The following is a 17,955-nucleotide window of genomic DNA, read 5'->3' as shown; positions in this document are numbered from 1 at the left end:
AAAATGCTAGGCTTTTTTAATATTAGAGTTACAACTCTTTAACAATTTTCGATCTTTATTAATCAGTTAGTTTATGTTTATATTTTAGACATCCATAATTTTGGATGCCATAAATTAGAAGGAAAAACACAATGAATAAATTACTTGTTGCTTTAGGTCTTGCTGCGACCGTTGCTCTTGTTGGATGTAATAAAGATAAAGCTCCAGAAACAGGTGCGACAACGGGTGAACACTTAGAAAATGCAGCTCAACAAGCAAGTGCAGATATCAAATCTGCTGGTGACAAGGCTGCAGACGATATTGCAACTGCAACTGATAAGGCTACTGATAAAATCGACGCTGCAACTGACCATGCTGCCGATGCAACCGCTGAAGCTGCTGCAAAAACTGAAGCGACTGCTCGTAAGGCAACTGCTGATACAGCTCAAGCTGTTGAAAATACTGCTGCTGAAGTAAAAAAAGATGCTCAACACTAATCTCTAGAAATAAAAAAGCCCCTGTTTATACAGGGGCTTTTTTTGAATCCTAAAAATGATTATGAGATTAGTCCTTCATCACGCATCGCAATTTGTACAGATTGACGCTCTGCTACTTTATTACGTAGTGCAATAATATGTTTATATGGTGTTAGATCATGCTCAATTGAATTTGACCAATTTGTTAAAACAAATAGATAAGCATCTGCTGGGCCAAAATTATCATTTACTAAATAATCATAATCAGATTCAGCCAAATAATTATCGATATATTTTAAAAGGCGATCAATTTCTGCATAAGCTTTGTTTTTTTCATCATTTGTTAACGGTGCACCAAAGAAAACTGCATAAGCATCATGTAATTCAGAGTTTAAGTACCCCAACCATTCCAATACTTTCGCACGGCCCATCCCTGATGGAGGAATTAAATCCTGCTTAGGATCATGCTGAGCAAGAAACGGTAAAATCGCAACGTTTTCAGTTAACATTAAACCCGGATTAATTTCTAAAGCTGGTACATATCCTTTTGGATTAATCTCGTAATAATCTGCACCTTTTTCTGTTTTATGAGTTTTTAAATTTACCCGTTCTAAGTCAAAATCAACATTAATTTCATTTAAAATAATATGTGCAGCTAAAGAACATGCGCCTGGCGAATAATATAATTTCATATCTGATCCTTGTTATCTCATATTAACGTTTTAAATTGCTTCTAGAAAACCTGCAAGGTTTGCACAATTCTTTAATTGTAAAAAAGCGTAAACTTATAAAATACTTACACCATCTAATATTCTTCAAAAAGTCATTCCTTGCAAGTTGTCTTGCGTGACGATTGTTTAAAATATGATAAAACACATTTGCGTCACGCAATTTTTCCGTTAATTACGCTTAAAAAGCTGGCTAAGCCAGTTCATTAATTCAGATAAGAAATCAAAAATACCATTTTTCTTATCATCATCAGGATGGCTTGAGTCTTTTCCATTTAAATCTAGATCTACAATTACAGGGTCATGATCCGACGAACGATAAGCATCTTCACCATAGAACAATGCCTTTTGCTCATCCGTTTTGTATTCTTCGTTGTAATCTAGAACTGTTGGCTCATCTGCATTAATATGCCATGCAAAGGTTCTCACAACTTTTGGATATAAAGCTGCATCAGCAATTGCATGGTCTAAGTTACCTGCTCCACCATTACCGTTGGCATCACTCGCAACCCCATATACATAGCTATACGCCTGAGTACCCTGACCTACCTTAGCGTCGTTAAGTAAAACTTTATAGTTCGCTTTTTCAAACGACAAAATAGGTTCTTCTTTTGCGTAACTGTTCATATCCCCGACAAGTAAAGCATTTTGCTTAGGCACTTGAGTTGGATTTTTCGCTAACCACTGCACAATTTGATCAACTGCTTTCACACGAGTTGGATTCCAGCAACCTTGACCATCTTTTTGGTCTGCGTCAGTAGAGCTAGCATCGACCCCACTACAGCTTTTCGATTTCAAGTGGTTTGGAATAACAGTAAATGTTTTATTACCGCGAACTGCTTGGAAACTTTGAGCCAGTGTTGTTCGGTTCTTGTCGCCCAAATCAAGCACAACAGGCTTATTTAAAGGCTTAACACGCTTACTGTTATAAATAATAGCAACCGCAATTGCATCACCACCTAAACGGTCTAAATTTTCAGGAACAACGTATTTCCAATCGCTACCTAAAGCTTTGGTCAAATTAGCAATAGCACTGTCTGGGCCATAACCATTGTTGGCAATTTCCATCAAACCGTATACATCGGCATCAATCGCTTTGAGTGCGCTCACAATTTTACGATGCTGTTTATTAAACTCCGCTTGTGTCGTCGCACCACGCTCTGTTGGAAAACCTGTTGCGCCATTGTCATAGTTCAAAACGTTAAATGAAGCTACACGAATGTGATTAGCATTTTTAGTAAGGACGCTTTGACGCGGGTTTGGTTGAGTAAGAACCTCAGGTTGATTGCGCCCAAGCACAGGTTGCACACGCCAACCATTAAAACGGTATTCTAAAATACCTTCAGCATTTTTAAGTTGATAACCCGAACGTAGCGTATTAGCAGCACTAAAATTGCTTGGTAACCATGGCGTACGGTTTTGATTGTTATAGCCATCATCAAAAATAATTTTTGATAATAAGTTTTTCTGAGCTAGAGCCTTAGCTTCTGGAGATAATGCTGGATATAAGTTGGTTGGAATATATAAGCGGCCTAAGCTCAGCGACAATTCACCATAACGACCATAATTGTAGTTCTCGCTGACCGTTAAAGTCTGAGGTAATTTGACCAACATACCTTGATAACGCTGTGGAGAGTTGGTCGATCCACCAGTTAAATTTGCAAATGGAAGTTCAAGGCTAATCGGCTGAACCTGATTTGCCATATTGCTATTACAGGTTTGAATATCTTGTTGTAATTGATCTATTTGTAGCTGATTTTGATAAGACGTTAAACGACCACGTAAAATAACTTCATCGCCAACTTGTCCACCTTTTACCGCACTACTATTTGGAATATAAACAAAAATAGCATTACTGACATTTGCACGTGCTTTTGTATCTGGCGTTTGAACATAAAAACCAGAGAAACCATTGGCATAACGATAGTCAGCTGTAATCACACCACGCACAGTATAAGTCTGGTCTTGAGTTGCTGCCGCCAAGTCAGCAATAGCTGTATCTGAGCTCGAACAACTTACTGTTTCAACAGGAGGCTGAGTAGTAGATCCTGATAAATTTGAAAAGTCATTTCGGTTTGTCCAAGCCGACCATGAGTGATCCAAATCAAATGCTGCGGTTGCATCAACACTTAAAGCTGGATTCTCTGTTTCAATACGCTTAAAACTATTTCCCAAGCTTGAAACTACTGTCCCCCATCCCGCAGCTGGGCGTTCACCAATACGGCCAAAACGGTCTACAGGCGTACCTTTATAAACAAGTACAACCGCATCATCTCCATTAAAAGATAATGCTGCCACCTGATTTACTTTACTTCCAAGCTCAGTTTGCAACTCGGAGCGGCCCACTAAAAACTTCTGCTTACTCGCGAGTGTGCCTTGTAAACGAAAAGCCACCGTCTTTGCTGTACCACCATTATTAAATTGTTGAATCTCATAATCGGCTAAATTAACTGTAGCCCCATCTGGATTATAAATTTCCAAACCTTTTTTATTGCTGCTGCCGTCAACATATTGACTAAACATCAGCTGTGCTTGAGCAACTGAGCTATATGAAAATGCACCTAATGCACTTAAAAAGACTGAAAGTGTTCTTAATTGAAAAGTTTTCATGAGTAAAAGTGTTCATATGAGTTTTAATTAGTCTCTTAGAGTAAATATTGATCATGACATCTACATGAAGAAAAACACCGAAACATTTGACTTGATCACATGAAGACTTAAAATACCGCATTTGAATTTCAATATTGCCAAGGTTATGTCGATCGATCAGTTAGAAACGCAAATTGCAGACTTAGACAATTTGCCTGAACACCGTGAAATTGTGACGTTTATGCGTCGTTCAGCACCACTTAATACGTCTCAACGCACGGCATTAGAACAACATCGCGATTTAATTTTGGAATATCCTGTTGGCGACTTACGTCAACACTTCGAACACCCAGAGCGTCCATTAACTGTTGAAATCGGTTTTGGTATGGGTCGTTCATTAGTACTTATGGCAAAAGCAAACCCTGAACGTAACTATGTGGGTATTGAAGTCCATGTGCCAGGTATTGCCCAATGCCTATATGAAGCAGGTATAGCAGAAGTTAAAAACTTACGTGTACTTGATGCAGACGCGATTCAGGTTCTACGTGAAATGCCAGACAACAGCATTAACTGCGTACAACTTTACTTCCCTGACCCTTGGCAAAAGAAACGTCATTTCAAACGTCGTTTTGTTGCTCATGAGCGTATGCCATTGGTTGAACAAAAACTTGAGCTTGGCGGTACGTTCCATGCTGCAACAGATTGGGAACCTTATGCTGAATGGATGCTAGATGTATTAGATAATCGTCCAGATCTTGAAAACTTGGCAGGTAAAGGTAATAGCTACCCTCGTCCAGATTGGCGCCCAGTGACTAAGTTTGAACGCCGTGGTATTGAGTCAGGCCATAAAATTAATGACTTTATCTTTAAAAAGATTAAGTAACTAATAAAAAAGGCTTAGAACAAAATCTAAGCCTTTTATTTTAAAACCAATCCGTTGAATAAGCGGGATTAAACATTAGCTGAACTTAAAGAGTTAAATGAAAAAACCTTTGAATTATTAGATATATAAATATAATAGCAACCACCATTTTAACTAGACAGAAAACAACAATGAAGCTTTTCGCATTTCTAATTTGTGTAATTGTATCAAGTAGCTGCTTTTCCTCAACTCAAGAAGACTTTGAGCTTAAATATTACAAATTAATGGAACGATACATTCAAACACAATCAGACAGAAATCAAATCATTTCCACAGAAGCAAAAACTGAGCAAGAAGATCTTGTTAGGTCTAATAAACTCAAAGCTCTTGATTGCAAAGGATGGAAAGAAAATATTGAACTTTTTGACTTTATCTTAAGTAGATTTAAAGAATATGAATCAGCCTCAGAAGAGGTTAGAACAATGGGATATACTAAAGAAAATCTACAGGAGGATTCTGAATGGCTGCGTGAGCAATTAAACAAGCCAGAGAACCAATGTAGATAAACCAAAATTCAAAAAACCGCCGAAGTGCGGTTTTTTATTACCTACTAAGAACAGATGCAGACAGCTTAACGAACGAATATTCATTTTTTTCACGTAACACCCCCCTCTTGAGTTAAATTGAATATTCCTTTATTCACATATCTCCCTAAAAACAAAAAGCTCACAAGCAATATAGTTTTCTTTAAATATCACTTTAGTTAATCTCTAGACTTATTAATATTCATAAATCATGTTAAAAATATAGAAATGAACACTTCACTAACTAATTACTTAAACTCACGAAAAGTCAGAAAACAATATGTTAAAAATTTTAGGGCGCGATAATTCTATTAATGTTCGCAAAGTCTTATGGCTCTGTGAAGAATTAAATCTTGAATATGAAAGAGAAGATTGGGGAAGAGGCGTTCTTTCAACACAATCTCCTGAATTTCTACAATTAAACCCCAATGGACAAATTCCTGTTGTTTTAGATGGTGATTTAGTACTTTGGCAGTCCAATAGTATTATCCGTTATCTAGCAAATGCTTATGACAAAGAGCATCTGCTTTACCCTACACAAGCGAAAGAAAGATTTTTTGTAGACCAGTGGCTTGATTGGCAAGCGATAGAGCTGAATAACAGCTGGACTTATACGATTATGTCTCTGCTTAGACATTCACCAGATCATCAAGACCCAAACTTATTACAACAAGGTATTGATAAGTGGAATCGTCATATGCAGATTCTCGATCAACAACTTGCAAAAACTCAAGCCTATGTTGCAGGTTCACAATTTAGCTTAGCCGATATTCCAATTGGTCTGTCTGTACAACGCTGGAAGGCCACTCCTTTTGACCATCCAACGCTTAAGCACGTCGACCAATATTTTGAACTTTTAAATCAACGTGCGGGCTTTTTAAAATGGGGAAATAACGGCGAACCTTAATTTTTAAATAAGCTTTAAGCCGAGTGATGGCGTTGTAAGATGCCATCACTTAAAAGTTGATACACCTGTTTTAAATCATCTCGATTTGCTTGAGCTAATAAGTCTTGATGCATGGCCAAGATATTTTTGTCTCCTCGCATTGCAGGCCCTGTCTGCATTTGTTTTGGTTCATTTTCAGTGGCTTTTTTTGCTGTTTCCACAATTAATGGATAAAGCAAACTAAAGTCGACTTGCTCTGCATCTACAATCTGCTTTGCCATATCAAAACAATAATTACTAAAATTACAGGCAAATACGGCTGCTAAATGCAAAGTTAAACGCTGCTTTGAGGTGTATTGATATACTCGATTACTTAGGCTATTTGCTAAATCACTAAGTAGTTTCTGGTCAACATCTGCTACTGCTTCAACAAACAACGGCGTTGCAATCCAGTCAACATCTCTTTCAAGACTAAATGTTTGCAATGGATAAAACACCCCTGCTTTTTCATGCACATGACTGATGACTTCAATATTAGTGCTACCCGAGGTGTGAACCATAAGAGTTTCAGGAAATAATTCATGAACCTGTTTTACAAGCTCTCCAATTGCACTATCTGAAACCGCTAGAATGATAAGATCGGTCGATTGGAATTGCTGTAGAGACTGGCATGCTTTAGCTTGAATTTTCTCTGCAAATTTTTGGGTTTTATCAAAATCACGTGCATAGACCTGTACGATGTTATGCCCTTGAGCCAGTAAAGCCTGTGCCAAATGAAAGGCAACTCGTCCACTTCCTATCAAACTGATTTTCATATTAACCCAACAATATTTATCTCTATGAAAAAAGCTTCTCAAAATGAGAAGCTTTTTTCAAATCAAAATGAATAAAATCAATAATTTTTCATAAATTATTTCATTATTGAGCTACTGAAAACTCGATGCGACGGTTTTTGAAACGTCCTTCATCAGTTGTATTTTCAGCAACTGGTTGATCAGAACCATGACCTTGTGCAACTAATTTAGAAGCATCTACACCTTTAGATGTTAAATAATCTACTACGGCTTGAGCACGGCGTTGAGACAAAGCTTTATTTGAAGCCGCATTACCAGTTGAGTCTGTATGACCGCCAACATTTAATTTCACTCCAGACACTTTATTTAAAAGTGTTACAGCTTGATCAAGAATAGCTTTGTTATCCGCAGGAATTTCACTTGAACCACTCGCAAAATTAATAATTTGCAAGTTAAGGGCTTTCACCAAAGCATTTACATCGACATTGTTCGGGTCAATTGCTGTTAGAGCAGTTTGTGATGCACTCAAGCTATTGCTCACAGATTGTTCAGCTGTTACTGGTGCTGAGGCTACAACCTCAGTATGTGGCACCAATGCTTTTACTTTTGCAGTTAAAGCTTCTAATGCTGCTGCATCACCTGCTTTCAAAGTAATTTTGTCACCCACCCATTCTAAAGATGCATTTGGCACACCTTTTAATGCGCCAAGCACACCAGCAAGTGCATCTTTGTCTGTAAATGAAGCCGCATAAGTTTGGCTTGTATCCACATTACAATCTTGAGTTGTCGAAAAAACCTTTTTAACGTTTGTTTGTAGCGTTGCCAAGAAGCCTTGGTCGCCAATCCCAGCCTGACACTGACTCACTGCCCCTTTATCATCTGTACTTAAAGTTAAACTAGCTGGTGCAGCAGCGGCTTCAACACCACTTGCAGCCGACGGTTCTGGTGCTGGTACAGCTTCTTTATGCTGGCAAGAACGCCATAACCACGCAATAATAAGACCCAGAATAATTAGAGCAATAATGGGCAAGAACCCACGAGACTTACCCGTTTTTTCGCTGGCTGCAGCTAATGGTGGAGCTGTTGAAGCTGAGTGTGGAACCGAAGATAAACCTGCACCAATACCTAAAGGCGCTAATAGACCCACTGCCCATGCTGGTAAATATGAACGAATTGTTTCTGCATGTTGACGTAAATAATTCACAATACTTTGCTGATCATTTCCAGCAACATCTGAAATTGCAGTAAGACTCGGTTTAATTGCACTGTTGAGTGTGCTTTCAATTTCATTATTTGGTGCTGTACCGCTTAAATGAGTAAGCACGGTATTCTTGATTTGATCATTATGCGAAAAAAGATCGGATAACGATGGAGTCAGACTATTTTTCAATTGTCCAATAAGATCAGGTTTAGCAGCTAATAATGAAAGTAAAATTGGATAAAACTTAGATAAAGCATTTGATTTTTCGCCTAGGTATCCATCCTGTTCATCTAATAATATTGAAGATACTTTTTCTTTAAGCAATTCTATAGGGTTTATCGACATTGGTTATTCTCCCGAATTTATACGTCGTAACCAGCAACTTTTGATTATTCAAATAGTTCTTCTTTGCTGATAGTTTTTTATTCTAATCTGCCTAGAATCTTTTATTGTTTTTTATATAATTTATATACAATTTTCCATCTAGTATTTACAAAACAGGTAGATCTTATTGATCTACCTGTTTATATTTTAAATTTACTTTAACTAAGTACTTTATCAGTTAGCAAAAGTTTGCAGTACTTTACCCGTTAGGTTTTGACCCAGTAATGGGGTATTTTTCCCTTGCGATAAAATTGTGTTTTTGCTTACTGTCCAGTTAAAAGCAGGATCTATCAATACCCATCCTGCTTCATCTTCCCAACGCGCGGTCATATTCGCAACCTGCGCTGGCATGCTGGTTACTTTAGCAACCCATTCTAGAGGTTCAAATAAACCTTCATTAATGAGTTGAATCCCTAACGATACATAGGTATCAAAAGCTGTAATGCCCGGCTGAGTTTCAGCAAATGGCGCCATTTTTGCCGAACTGCTTAAAGGCTCATGGTGCGTACAAATTGCATCAATTACGCCTTCTTTTAAGCCTTGACGTAAAATTTCTTTATCTTGCTCAGAACGTAATGGTGGGCGAACGTGTGCAAGTGAATTGAAGCCGTCTGTTAAATGTTCAGTTAAATGTAACTGATGCATTGCAACATCGGCAGTCACAGGTAAGCCTTTTGCTTTTGCAGCACGGATTAATTCAACCGATGCACCACAAGACAACAAACCAAAGTGAGCTTTTACGCCAGTTGCTTCAATCATAAGCAAATATTTTGCAATCGCTACAGTTTCAGCAAGTGCCGGAATCATCGGCAGACCTTGGCGAGAAGCAATAAAGCCTTCGTGTGTACATCCATCTTTAGCAATCTGTGGTTCTTCGGCATAGAACACAACCGTTAAGCCAAGACCTGCTGCATATTCTAAGGTACGAATAACCACATCATCATTTTCAAAAGCGGCGTTGGCATTTGAAACAGCAGTACAACCGCCCTTTTTCAGACCTGCCATATTTGCAGGTTGTTTACCATTTAAGCCTTGCGTCTGAGCACCAATAATATGCATGTGAATGCCGCCATCAAGCCATGCCTTTTCAATCAAGCCATGAATGAGGGCACCGTTGTCTTGTACAATCGGCTTTGAGTCAGGTGGAGTAATGACATGCAAAATGCCATTAGCACGTGCCGCCTTCCCTTCAGATTTAAGTGTCCCGTGTTGCTGTTGACCAGGTTCACGCAAACGTGCACACAAATCAACCATGGTTGGCATTAGCCATTTACCTTGACCATCAATGGTTTGTTCAACTTGCTCTACTGGGGCAACCAGCTTGCCATTTTGAATATATACAGTTTGTACGTTGTCTGTTTTCTGGATTGGGTCTAACACACGTACATTTTCAATTTTTACAATACTCATGTGATCCATTCCTTACAACGTAATCGCTTCAATTAAGCCTTGTTCTTGGAGTTGGCCTTGCATTGACAACGCCAACACAGCCATACGAACTGCAATACCGTTGGTTACTTGTTTCAGAATAACCGACTGGTCTCCATCCGCCACACTTGAGTCAATTTCTACACCACGATTCATTGGACCCGGATGCATCACGATACAATCAGGTTTAGCCAAACCAAGACGTTCTTTGTTTAGGCCATACATTCTGTAAAATTCAGACTGTGAAGATAATGCTGGAGAGTCAATACGCTCATTTTGAATACGTAGAGCAATAATCACATCACAGTCTGCGATCCCTGCATCCATGTTGTTAAATAAACGGACATGTTCGCCATATTCGGAAAAGCCCACTGGTAATAATGTATTCGGTGCAATCACACGAATATCCTTACATCCTAGTGTTTGTAATGCCGCAACATCCGAACGTGCTACACGAGAGTGTTTAATGTCACCAATAATGGCAACACTCAACTCTTCAAACGGTTTTTTTGTTTCACGGCGAATTGTAAGCATATCGAGCATCGCTTGCGTTGGATGGGCATGACGTCCATCTCCAGCATTAATAATTGCGACCTTTGGACAAACATCTTTGGCAATGAAATGTGCAGCACCCGAAGATGAATGGCGTACAACAAAAATATCGGCAGCCATTGCTTCAAGGTTCCAGAGCGTATCTCGTAGCGTTTCACCTTTTGATGTACTTGAACGTGCAATATCAATATTCAATACATTTGCAGACAAGCGTTTTGCTGCTGCTTCAAAAGTAGTACGAGTACGGGTGGAGTTTTCAAAGAAAAGATTCATAACCGTCAATCCCTCTAAGAGCGGACGGTTAATTAAATTATTATTATCATCTAAAAAGCTTTGTGCGGTATCTAAAATCTTAGTGAGGTTTTCTTTTGAAAGGCCCTCAATCGTTAAAAAATGTTTTAAATTTCCGTCTTGATTGAGCTGAACCTGGCTCGGTTGATGCAACGCTGCAATATGCATAATGGATTCCTATGGGTCGAATCGCGAAAACGTGCATAGTGTAGCTGAATTCCGCTCTTTTCGCAGAAGAACTTTACAGAATAAGGCCCTAAATTGACCAGAAAATTTAGGACCGTGATCTGGACTATCTCAATGCACCTATATAATGGTGTGGAACTTGTGCCCGATAAATGTCTTCGGCAGTAATTTCTGAACCTTCATCGACTTTAACATCAGCAAGTTTTTCTTTTTGAGAAGACTCGGGTATTGCGTCAACCAACGATCTTAATCGCTCAACGCATCGTTTTAATTCGTCATCCTCCGTTTCTAACGCTACCGTAATTACATATTTTGCATAATCTTTATTTTGAATCACGTACATTGCATCTATTACCCGCCCAGTCACCCTACGCATACGTACATATATTTGTGTAGCCACAGAGAAAGCATCTGCATTAGTGGTAAAACCATTCCCGATCATGTCTTTCATTTATAACGTCCCCATCCATTAAAATTATAAAAATGGTTAAAAACCGACTCTGTCTGTTAAATAAATAACCATCAATAATGTTGGTCTAGCAAAATACATACCAATTTCAAGGTATTACCCTTTAAAAATCAGTTTATTGGTTGCTAAATGATAGGTTGCAATAATTTAAAAACCTTTAGACATCAAAATACGTTAAACTTTGCATCGTTAATATTTATATGTTTTGGTCAATCGAGTTTATGAATACCTCTTTACGTTTAAACCACTATTGGATTACTTGTGCTGATGGTTTAGAACCCCTCTTACAAGAAGAAATAGAACAACTTGGCACCAAAGTGACAGAACGTAAAGCAGGACGTTTAATCATTGAAGGGACGCTTGAAGAAGCTTACCGCATTTGTATGTGGTCGCGTCTCGCTTCTCGTGTTTTACTTCCTATTCATACTTATGAACTTGATTTTACGCATGATGCACGTGATGTAGCAGAAGAACTCTACGAAGGTGCAATGAGCTTTGACTGGTCACTTGTTTTTGCACCACAAAGTACTTTCGCAATTCGCTTGCATGCCGAACGTGAAATCATGGTCAATTCGCAATTTGCTACACTGCGTGTAAAAGATGGCGTTGTTGATTCCTTTATGGAAGCTGTAGGTCGTCGCCCTAGCATTGACACCAAACAACCAGAAATTACGATCTATGCTTTAGCAGGTAAAACTGAACATACCTACTGTCTAGATTTATCAGGTGACTCGCTACATAAACGTGGCTACCGTCGTTTTATGACGGATGCACCAATTAAAGAAAACCTTGCTGCGGCAATTTTACAAAAAGCTCAGCTCAAACAGCGTAATCCAGAGATTGTGCTTGACTCAATGTGTGGTTCAGGCACATTTATCATTGAAGCATTAATGATTTTAACTGACCGTGCACCAGGACTTGTTCGCCGTTTTGGATTTAATGGCTGGCATGGTCATGACCGCGAACTTTGGCTTTCACTTAAAGCAGAAGCTGCAGAGCGTCACGAAAAGGCACTTGAATTACCTTTACCTAAATTTTATGCCTACGATGCAGACTGGGAAGCAATTAAAGCAACCCGTGAAAATATTATTGCGGCAGGCTTTGAAAATTTATTAGGTCAGATTCAGATCGAAGAGCGTACTTTAGCTGACTGGCCAGATTTTGCTGCTGAAGGTAAAACTGCATTTATTGTGACTAACCCACCTTATGGTGAACGTTTAGGTGAAAAAGCTTCAAACCGTTCTCTATATCTAGGTTTATCAGCGCTTTTACAAAAACATTTCCCAAATCAATATGCAGCAATTATTGCAGCTCAAATTGAACAATCCGATGTTTTAGCATTTGAAGCACCTGAAACTTTACGTTTAATGAATGGTAAGTTGCCAATTTATATTCGTTTCGGTGTAATCAAACCAGAAAAAGTGAATCAACCATTTTTAGCGAATTGGCAAGCCCAACCTATTGAAATGGAAGAAGCACAAGACTTCGCTAACCGTTTGCAAAAAAATATGACAGCCTTGAAAAAATGGGCAACTAAAGAAAATATCTATTGCTTACGTTTGTATGATGCAGACTTACCTGACTTTAATGTTGCTGTTGATTTATATGGTGACCGTTTACACGTTCAGGAATACGCACCACCAAAAACAATCGATCCAGAAAAAGCTAAAAAACGTTTTAATTTAGCGCTTGCTGCAATTCGTGCTGTTACTGGTTTAAACCGCGATGCCATCTTTATTAAGACACGTGCACGCCAAACTGGTACAACTCAATATACGAAACAAAGTACAGCTTCAAAACGTTTTATCGTGCAAGAAGGTAAAGCTAAAATTTTGGTTAACCTGACTGATTACCTAGATACAGGTTTATTCCTTGACCACCGTCAAATGCGTTTACGTATTGCTCAAGAAGCACGTGGTAAACACTTCTTGAACTTATATAGTTATACGTCTACTGCAAGCTTACATGCTGCGCTTGGCGGTGCTGCAAGTACGACAAGTGTAGATTTATCTAACACTTACTTAAACTGGTCAAAAGAAAACTTTGTTTTAAATGGTTTAACTGTAGATCATGCAGATGAACAACACATGTTCTTTGCCAGTGACTGTTTTGAGTGGTTAAAAGAAGGCCATGAACAATACGACCTTATTTTTATTGACCCACCAACATTCTCAAACTCAAAAAAATTCTATGGTACATTCGATGTACAACGTGACCATATCTCACTCATTAAACGTGCAATGAACCGTTTGCACAGTGAAGGCACGCTCTATTTCTCGAATAACTATCGTGGTTTTGAAATGGATGAAGAGATCGAAGCTATTTTTCAGGTTGAAGAAATCACTTCTGAAACAATTGGCCTTGATTTTAAACGTAATCAAAAAATCCACCGTGCGTGGAAAATTCAACACCCTGCTCTAGATCAATATTAATGAAATTGGAGGTTATTATTACTTCACGGTAATAATAACCTCGCCATGAGCATTTTTTGACTCAAAATCATATTTGGTAAATCGGTCTGCTCTTTCCGGTAGCGCAATCATTTCTAACCTTTTCTTTTCTTTACTATCAATAACATGATTTTGTTTTTGTTCTTGATAAGGGGAAAGTACGCTAGTTCTAAGCGCATCCCATCGAACTTGCTGTAAATAGTTATCTCCTAACGCCTGACGTACTTGTTGTTGTTCTATCGCAGGTTTTTTGGCATCGTCCTGAGCTTTCGCAATAATGACGGGTAAAGACGTGGTTATCGCTCCTGTTTGAGTTGCAAGCGCACTTTCCGACATTGGTTGTGCTGCCCATGTATTTGATAATAATACAGATACACCGCTCAAAATTCCCAGCATATACCCTTGTTTATTGTTCATTTCATTCATCCTAAAATTGTTATTGTTTGTTATATCGAACAAAATTAACAATTTTTTAAGCAGGTCGCAATGTTATAAACAAACTTCCCGACAATTAACATTGATCATTTTAAAACCTGATTCTTTTCACAAGCATTTTGTGAATATTCCAGTAGTTTTATAGATTCTTATCTCAGACTTGAACCACACCCTTAAATCACTTACTGTGATTTTATAATTTATCTGTAAATTGATTTTATTTATAAATAAACACCATCCGAGGTGAAATAATGCTTCAGCACTGCTGCCAAATATTAGAAACTCGTCAACTTAAAATTGCCTTTATTGAAAGTGCCAGTTCGGGTTATTTAACTAGTCAATTTTCCATTCATAAAAATAGTGGTGCAGACATTTTACTCGGTGGTTTAGTGAGTTATGACCCCAGCATTAAAGTTAGTATCTTAAATATCGATCCAAAGTTAATAGAGACTTACACAGCAGAGTCACCACAAGTCACAGAAGAAATGTGCAAGCTAGGCCAAACGTTATTTCCACAAGCCGATCTTATTGTAAGTTGTACTGGTCTATTAAAATCTGGAGGAAGTGAAACCGCAGAAAAACCTGTAGGTACTTTTTTTATGTGTATTTATTACCAAGACCATATTTATCATTACCATTATTTTTTATCGGGCCACCCCGAACAAAAATTAAAAACATTAACTCAGAAAATTTCAGATGCCTTAATTGCTTTACTCACATCAACAACACAAACAGCCTCACCATAAAAAAAGAGAATATGTTTCCATATTCTCTTTTCGGTTTTAGCAGAAAAAGCTTAGCTGAGTTTCATTTTATCGAAGACTAAGTGACCATTTTCACCTTTAACTAAAATGGTATCACCTGCGACAAAATCACCCGACAAGATTTTTTGAGCTAATGTGTTTTCAATCTGTTGTTGAATCGCACGTTTTAACGGACGCGCGCCATATACAGGGTCGAAACCAGCATCAATCAATAAATCAAAAGCAGTATCATCTACAGTTAAACTCATATCACGATCAACAAGTCGTGAACGTAATCGATCCAACTGAATATCGGCAATGCCTCGAATTTGTGCTTTCTTGAGTGAATGGAAAATCACAAGCTCATCAATCCGGTTAATAAATTCCGGACGGAAATGCTGACTTACCGCATTCATTACAATAGTACGCACTTCATCGTCTGTTGCCCCCTCACCTAGCTCACGTACATCTTGTGAACCCAAGTTCGATGTCATCACAATAACCGTGTTTTTAAAGTCGACTACTCGGCCTTGTGAGTCTGTTAAGCGTCCATCATCCAATACTTGTAACAAGATATTGAATACATCAGGATGCGCTTTTTCAACCTCATCAAACAACACCACACTATATGGTTTACGGCGAACAGCTTCAGTTAAAACACCGCCTTCTTCATAACCCACATAACCCGGAGGCGCACCCACCAAACGGCTAACCGAATGTTTCTCCATGAATTCACTCATGTCGATACGAATCATGGCGTCATCACTGTCAAACAAGAAGTTCGCCAGTGCTTTTGTTAACTCAGTTTTACCAACACCTGTTGGACCCAAGAATAAGAACGAACCACTTGGACGATTCGGATCAGATAACCCTGCACGTGAACGACGAACTGCATTCGATACAGCAACAACGGCTTCATCTTGCCCTACAACGCGGTCATGTAAAAAACCTTCCATATTGAGTAGTTTTTCACGCTCGCCTTGCAGCATTTTAGCAACTGGAATTCCTGTTGCTGCACTCACGACTTCGGCAATTTCATTTTCAGTTACTTTAGTACGAATAAGTTTTGGCTCTTCGTTCTCTTCTGCAACTTCATCTTGCTCAAGTTGTTTTTGAAGCTCTGGAATTACACCATACTGTAAACGTGCTGCTTCAGCTAAATCACCCTCACGCTGAGCCTTTTCAAAAGCAATACGCGCTTTATCAAGTTCAACCTGAGCTTGTTTAGTGCCTTCTACAAGAGTCTTCTCAGATTTCCAGATTTCTTCAAGATCGTTGTATTCTTTCTCGACTTCAGCAATCTGTTTTTCAAGATGAGCGACTTCGGCTTTACTACCTACATCTTCATCTTTTTTTACAGCTTCCAATTGCATTTTCAACTGGATTAAACGGCGGTCCAGCTTATCAAGCGCTTCTGGTTTAGAGTCAATTTCCATCTTAATACGAGAAGCAGCTTCATCAATCAAGTCAATTGCTTTGTCTGGTAATTGACGATCTGTAATATAGCGATGAGACATTTTTGCCGCTGCAATAATCGCCGAGTCTAAAATTTGCACACCATGGTGAGTGGCATATTTCTCTTTTAGACCACGCAAAATCGCAATGGTATCTTCAACACTTGGCTCATCAACTAATACTTTTTGGAAGCGACGTTCTAAAGCTGCATCTTTTTCAATATATTGGCGATACTCATCTAAGGTTGTTGCACCCACACAGCGCAACTCACCGCGCGCCAATGCAGGTTTTAACATGTTCCCTGCATCCATTGCGCCATCACCCTTACCTGCGCCTACAAGCGTATGTAGCTCGTCAATAAACAGGATGATTTCGCCTTCGTGTTTAGCCAAATCTTTTAAAACAGCTTTTAAACGTTCTTCAAACTCGCCACGATATTTAGCACCAGCAAGTAATGAACCTAAATCTAATGATAAAACTCGTTTGCTTTTTAAGCCTTCTGGTACTTCACCATTTACAATACGCTGCGCCAGACCTTCAACAATAGCGGTTTTACCAACACCCGGCTCACCAATGAGTACAGGGTTGTTTTTTGTACGACGTGATAAGACCTGAATAGTACGACGGATTTCATCATCACGCCCAATCACCGGATCAAGTTTTCCCGCTAAAGCACGTTCAGTTAAATCAATCGTATATTTATTAAGTGAGTCACGTTGATCTTCGTGATTATTACTCATGACTTTGTCACTACCTCGAATATGTTCAATAACTTTACGTAAGCTGTCGGGAGTTACACCTACGGCACTTAAAATATTTTTAGTTTCGCCTGTCTCTGCTAGGCCTAATAGGACCCAGTCAGTTGACAAAAATTCATCGCCTGCTTTTTGCGCATATCTATCTGCCAGATTAAGCGCTTTAACGGCTTCAGGGTTTAAATTGACATCTCCAGTCGGATTCGCAATGGTCGGAGCATCTTTTATAGCTTGCTCAAGCTTTTGTTTAAGTTCAGGTAACCGTGCACCTGCTTGTTGCAACAAACTAATATTTGATGGCTCTTCTAATAGGGTAGACAAAATATGAATACCTGCGATCGCGGTATGGTCTTTACCCATCGCTAAAGATTGAGCATCTGAAAGGGCTTGCTGCAAGCGGTTTGTAAATTTTTCAAAACGCATTCTTGTTATTCCTCACAACAAATTTGTACTTGCATAATAAATGGGAACACTTTTTCGGATTTCAAATAAATTTTTATATATTTTTCATAATGTTATTAAAATAACAATGAGTAAAACTCCATTATAATATGGGTTTGTTTATTGTATATTTCAAGTACACTTCTGCTATATTTTATAAAATATCTTTAAACTTGAGCTGAGCTATTCTTTTTAAACTTATAGTATTCACAGAGACTTCATTGAGAACTCTACAATTAAGATTTAGTCTATATTTCTAATCATTCA

Annotated in this window: 15 protein-coding genes; 6 read left to right on the top strand and 9 right to left on the bottom strand. The window is 38.5% G+C overall.

What is annotated here, in order from left to right:
* Positions 1-131: 131 nt before the first annotated feature.
* Positions 132-476 carry a hypothetical protein gene (locus RMB13_RS13990; protein ID WP_017390223.1) on the top strand — a complete coding sequence of 115 codons (345 nt, stop codon included), beginning with the start codon at positions 132-134 and terminating at the stop codon, positions 474-476.
* 59 nt (positions 477-535) lie between these two features.
* Here RMB13_RS13990 and RMB13_RS13985 read toward each other — a convergent pair whose 3' ends face one another.
* Entirely contained in the window at positions 536-1,147 is a 612-nt protein-coding gene (locus tag RMB13_RS13985; RefSeq protein WP_017390222.1) for a glutathione binding-like protein, read from the bottom strand.
* Positions 1,148-1,354: 207 nt separating this feature from the next.
* Positions 1,355-3,793, bottom strand: a complete 2,439-nt coding sequence (locus RMB13_RS13980; protein ID WP_311085526.1) for an ExeM/NucH family extracellular endonuclease — start codon at positions 3,791-3,793, stop codon at positions 1,355-1,357.
* A 145-nt stretch (positions 3,794-3,938) separates the two neighbouring features.
* On the opposite strand from RMB13_RS13980, the gene trmB reads away from it, so the two are divergent.
* From trmB to RMB13_RS13965, 3 genes are all read left to right on the top strand, one after another.
* Positions 3,939-4,655, top strand: a complete 717-nt coding sequence (trmB, locus tag RMB13_RS13975) for a tRNA (guanosine(46)-N7)-methyltransferase TrmB (RefSeq protein ID WP_004642023.1) — start codon at positions 3,939-3,941, stop codon at positions 4,653-4,655.
* A gap of 170 nt (positions 4,656-4,825) precedes the next feature.
* The gene (locus tag RMB13_RS13970) at positions 4,826-5,200 is read left to right on the top strand and encodes a hypothetical protein (protein ID WP_311085525.1); all 375 of its coding nucleotides are present in this window, start codon (positions 4,826-4,828) and stop codon (positions 5,198-5,200) included.
* A 298-nt stretch (positions 5,201-5,498) separates the two neighbouring features.
* On the top strand, positions 5,499-6,125 hold the full coding sequence (locus RMB13_RS13965; protein ID WP_311085524.1) for a glutathione S-transferase: 627 nt from the start codon (positions 5,499-5,501) through the stop codon (positions 6,123-6,125).
* 14 nt (positions 6,126-6,139) lie between these two features.
* Here RMB13_RS13965 and RMB13_RS13960 read toward each other — a convergent pair whose 3' ends face one another.
* From RMB13_RS13960 to RMB13_RS13940, 5 genes are all read right to left on the bottom strand, one after another.
* On the bottom strand, positions 6,140-6,919 hold the full coding sequence (locus tag RMB13_RS13960; RefSeq protein WP_311085523.1) for a Rossmann-like and DUF2520 domain-containing protein: 780 nt from the start codon (positions 6,917-6,919) through the stop codon (positions 6,140-6,142).
* A gap of 103 nt (positions 6,920-7,022) precedes the next feature.
* Complete coding sequence (locus RMB13_RS13955; RefSeq protein WP_311085522.1) at positions 7,023-8,444, bottom strand: OmpA family protein; 1,422 nt, start codon at positions 8,442-8,444, stop codon at positions 7,023-7,025.
* A gap of 213 nt (positions 8,445-8,657) precedes the next feature.
* Positions 8,658-9,893: a dihydroorotase gene (locus RMB13_RS13950; protein WP_311085521.1), complete on the bottom strand. Its 1,236-nt coding sequence runs from the start codon at positions 9,891-9,893 to the stop codon at positions 8,658-8,660.
* A 12-nt stretch (positions 9,894-9,905) separates the two neighbouring features.
* A complete protein-coding gene (locus tag RMB13_RS13945) occupies positions 9,906-10,922 on the bottom strand; it encodes an aspartate carbamoyltransferase catalytic subunit (RefSeq protein WP_003652674.1) in 1,017 nt (338 codons plus the stop codon).
* Positions 10,923-11,046: 124 nt separating this feature from the next.
* A complete protein-coding gene (locus RMB13_RS13940) occupies positions 11,047-11,391 on the bottom strand; it encodes a hypothetical protein (RefSeq protein WP_311085520.1) in 345 nt (114 codons plus the stop codon).
* Positions 11,392-11,630: 239 nt separating this feature from the next.
* On the opposite strand from RMB13_RS13940, the gene rlmKL reads away from it, so the two are divergent.
* Positions 11,631-13,841 carry a bifunctional 23S rRNA (guanine(2069)-N(7))-methyltransferase RlmK/23S rRNA (guanine(2445)-N(2))-methyltransferase RlmL gene (rlmKL, locus tag RMB13_RS13935; protein ID WP_311085519.1) on the top strand — a complete coding sequence of 737 codons (2,211 nt, stop codon included), beginning with the start codon at positions 11,631-11,633 and terminating at the stop codon, positions 13,839-13,841.
* Positions 13,842-13,859: 18 nt separating this feature from the next.
* Here the strand turns inward: rlmKL and RMB13_RS13930 are convergent, their stop codons facing one another.
* The gene (locus RMB13_RS13930; RefSeq protein ID WP_311085518.1) at positions 13,860-14,276 is read right to left on the bottom strand and encodes a hypothetical protein; all 417 of its coding nucleotides are present in this window, start codon (positions 14,274-14,276) and stop codon (positions 13,860-13,862) included.
* Positions 14,277-14,545: 269 nt separating this feature from the next.
* On the opposite strand from RMB13_RS13930, the gene RMB13_RS13925 reads away from it, so the two are divergent.
* Entirely contained in the window at positions 14,546-15,040 is a 495-nt protein-coding gene (locus tag RMB13_RS13925; RefSeq protein ID WP_311085517.1) for a CinA family protein, read from the top strand.
* Between the two features lie 50 nt (positions 15,041-15,090).
* Here the strand turns inward: RMB13_RS13925 and clpB are convergent, their stop codons facing one another.
* Positions 15,091-17,670 (bottom strand): ATP-dependent chaperone ClpB, encoded by a 2,580-nt coding sequence (clpB, locus tag RMB13_RS13920; RefSeq protein ID WP_017389110.1) that lies wholly within the window; start codon positions 17,668-17,670, stop codon positions 15,091-15,093.
* Positions 17,671-17,955 lie beyond the last annotated feature (285 nt).

Source organism: Acinetobacter sp. V102_4 (genome assembly GCF_031799005.1).
Taxonomy (GTDB): domain Bacteria; phylum Pseudomonadota; class Gammaproteobacteria; order Pseudomonadales; family Moraxellaceae; genus Acinetobacter; species Acinetobacter calcoaceticus.
The sequence above is the reverse complement of the archived record's forward strand: the minus strand, read 5'-3'. Positions and strand labels throughout refer to the sequence as shown.

Bases quoted from the DNA above. Each gene is read 5' to 3' on its own strand.
- RMB13_RS13990 (WP_017390223.1), top strand. From the start codon at position 132: ATGAATAAATTACTTGTTGCTTTAGGTCTTGCTGCGACCGTTGCTCTT.
- RMB13_RS13985 (WP_017390222.1), bottom strand. From the start codon at position 1,147: ATGAAATTATATTATTCGCCAGGCGCATGTTCTTTAGCTGCACATATT.
- RMB13_RS13980 (WP_311085526.1), bottom strand. From the start codon at position 3,793: ATGAAAACTTTTCAATTAAGAACACTTTCAGTCTTTTTAAGTGCATTA.
- trmB (WP_004642023.1), top strand. From the start codon at position 3,939: ATGTCGATCGATCAGTTAGAAACGCAAATTGCAGACTTAGACAATTTG.
- RMB13_RS13970 (WP_311085525.1), top strand. From the start codon at position 4,826: ATGAAGCTTTTCGCATTTCTAATTTGTGTAATTGTATCAAGTAGCTGC.
- RMB13_RS13965 (WP_311085524.1), top strand. From the start codon at position 5,499: ATGTTAAAAATTTTAGGGCGCGATAATTCTATTAATGTTCGCAAAGTC.
- RMB13_RS13960 (WP_311085523.1), bottom strand. From the start codon at position 6,919: ATGAAAATCAGTTTGATAGGAAGTGGACGAGTTGCCTTTCATTTGGCA.
- RMB13_RS13955 (WP_311085522.1), bottom strand. From the start codon at position 8,444: ATGTCGATAAACCCTATAGAATTGCTTAAAGAAAAAGTATCTTCAATA.
- RMB13_RS13950 (WP_311085521.1), bottom strand. From the start codon at position 9,893: ATGAGTATTGTAAAAATTGAAAATGTACGTGTGTTAGACCCAATCCAG.
- RMB13_RS13945 (WP_003652674.1), bottom strand. From the start codon at position 10,922: ATGCATATTGCAGCGTTGCATCAACCGAGCCAGGTTCAGCTCAATCAA.
- RMB13_RS13940 (WP_311085520.1), bottom strand. From the start codon at position 11,391: ATGAAAGACATGATCGGGAATGGTTTTACCACTAATGCAGATGCTTTC.
- rlmKL (WP_311085519.1), top strand. From the start codon at position 11,631: ATGAATACCTCTTTACGTTTAAACCACTATTGGATTACTTGTGCTGAT.
- RMB13_RS13930 (WP_311085518.1), bottom strand. From the start codon at position 14,276: ATGAACAATAAACAAGGGTATATGCTGGGAATTTTGAGCGGTGTATCT.
- RMB13_RS13925 (WP_311085517.1), top strand. From the start codon at position 14,546: ATGCTTCAGCACTGCTGCCAAATATTAGAAACTCGTCAACTTAAAATT.
- clpB (WP_017389110.1), bottom strand. From the start codon at position 17,670: ATGCGTTTTGAAAAATTTACAAACCGCTTGCAGCAAGCCCTTTCAGAT.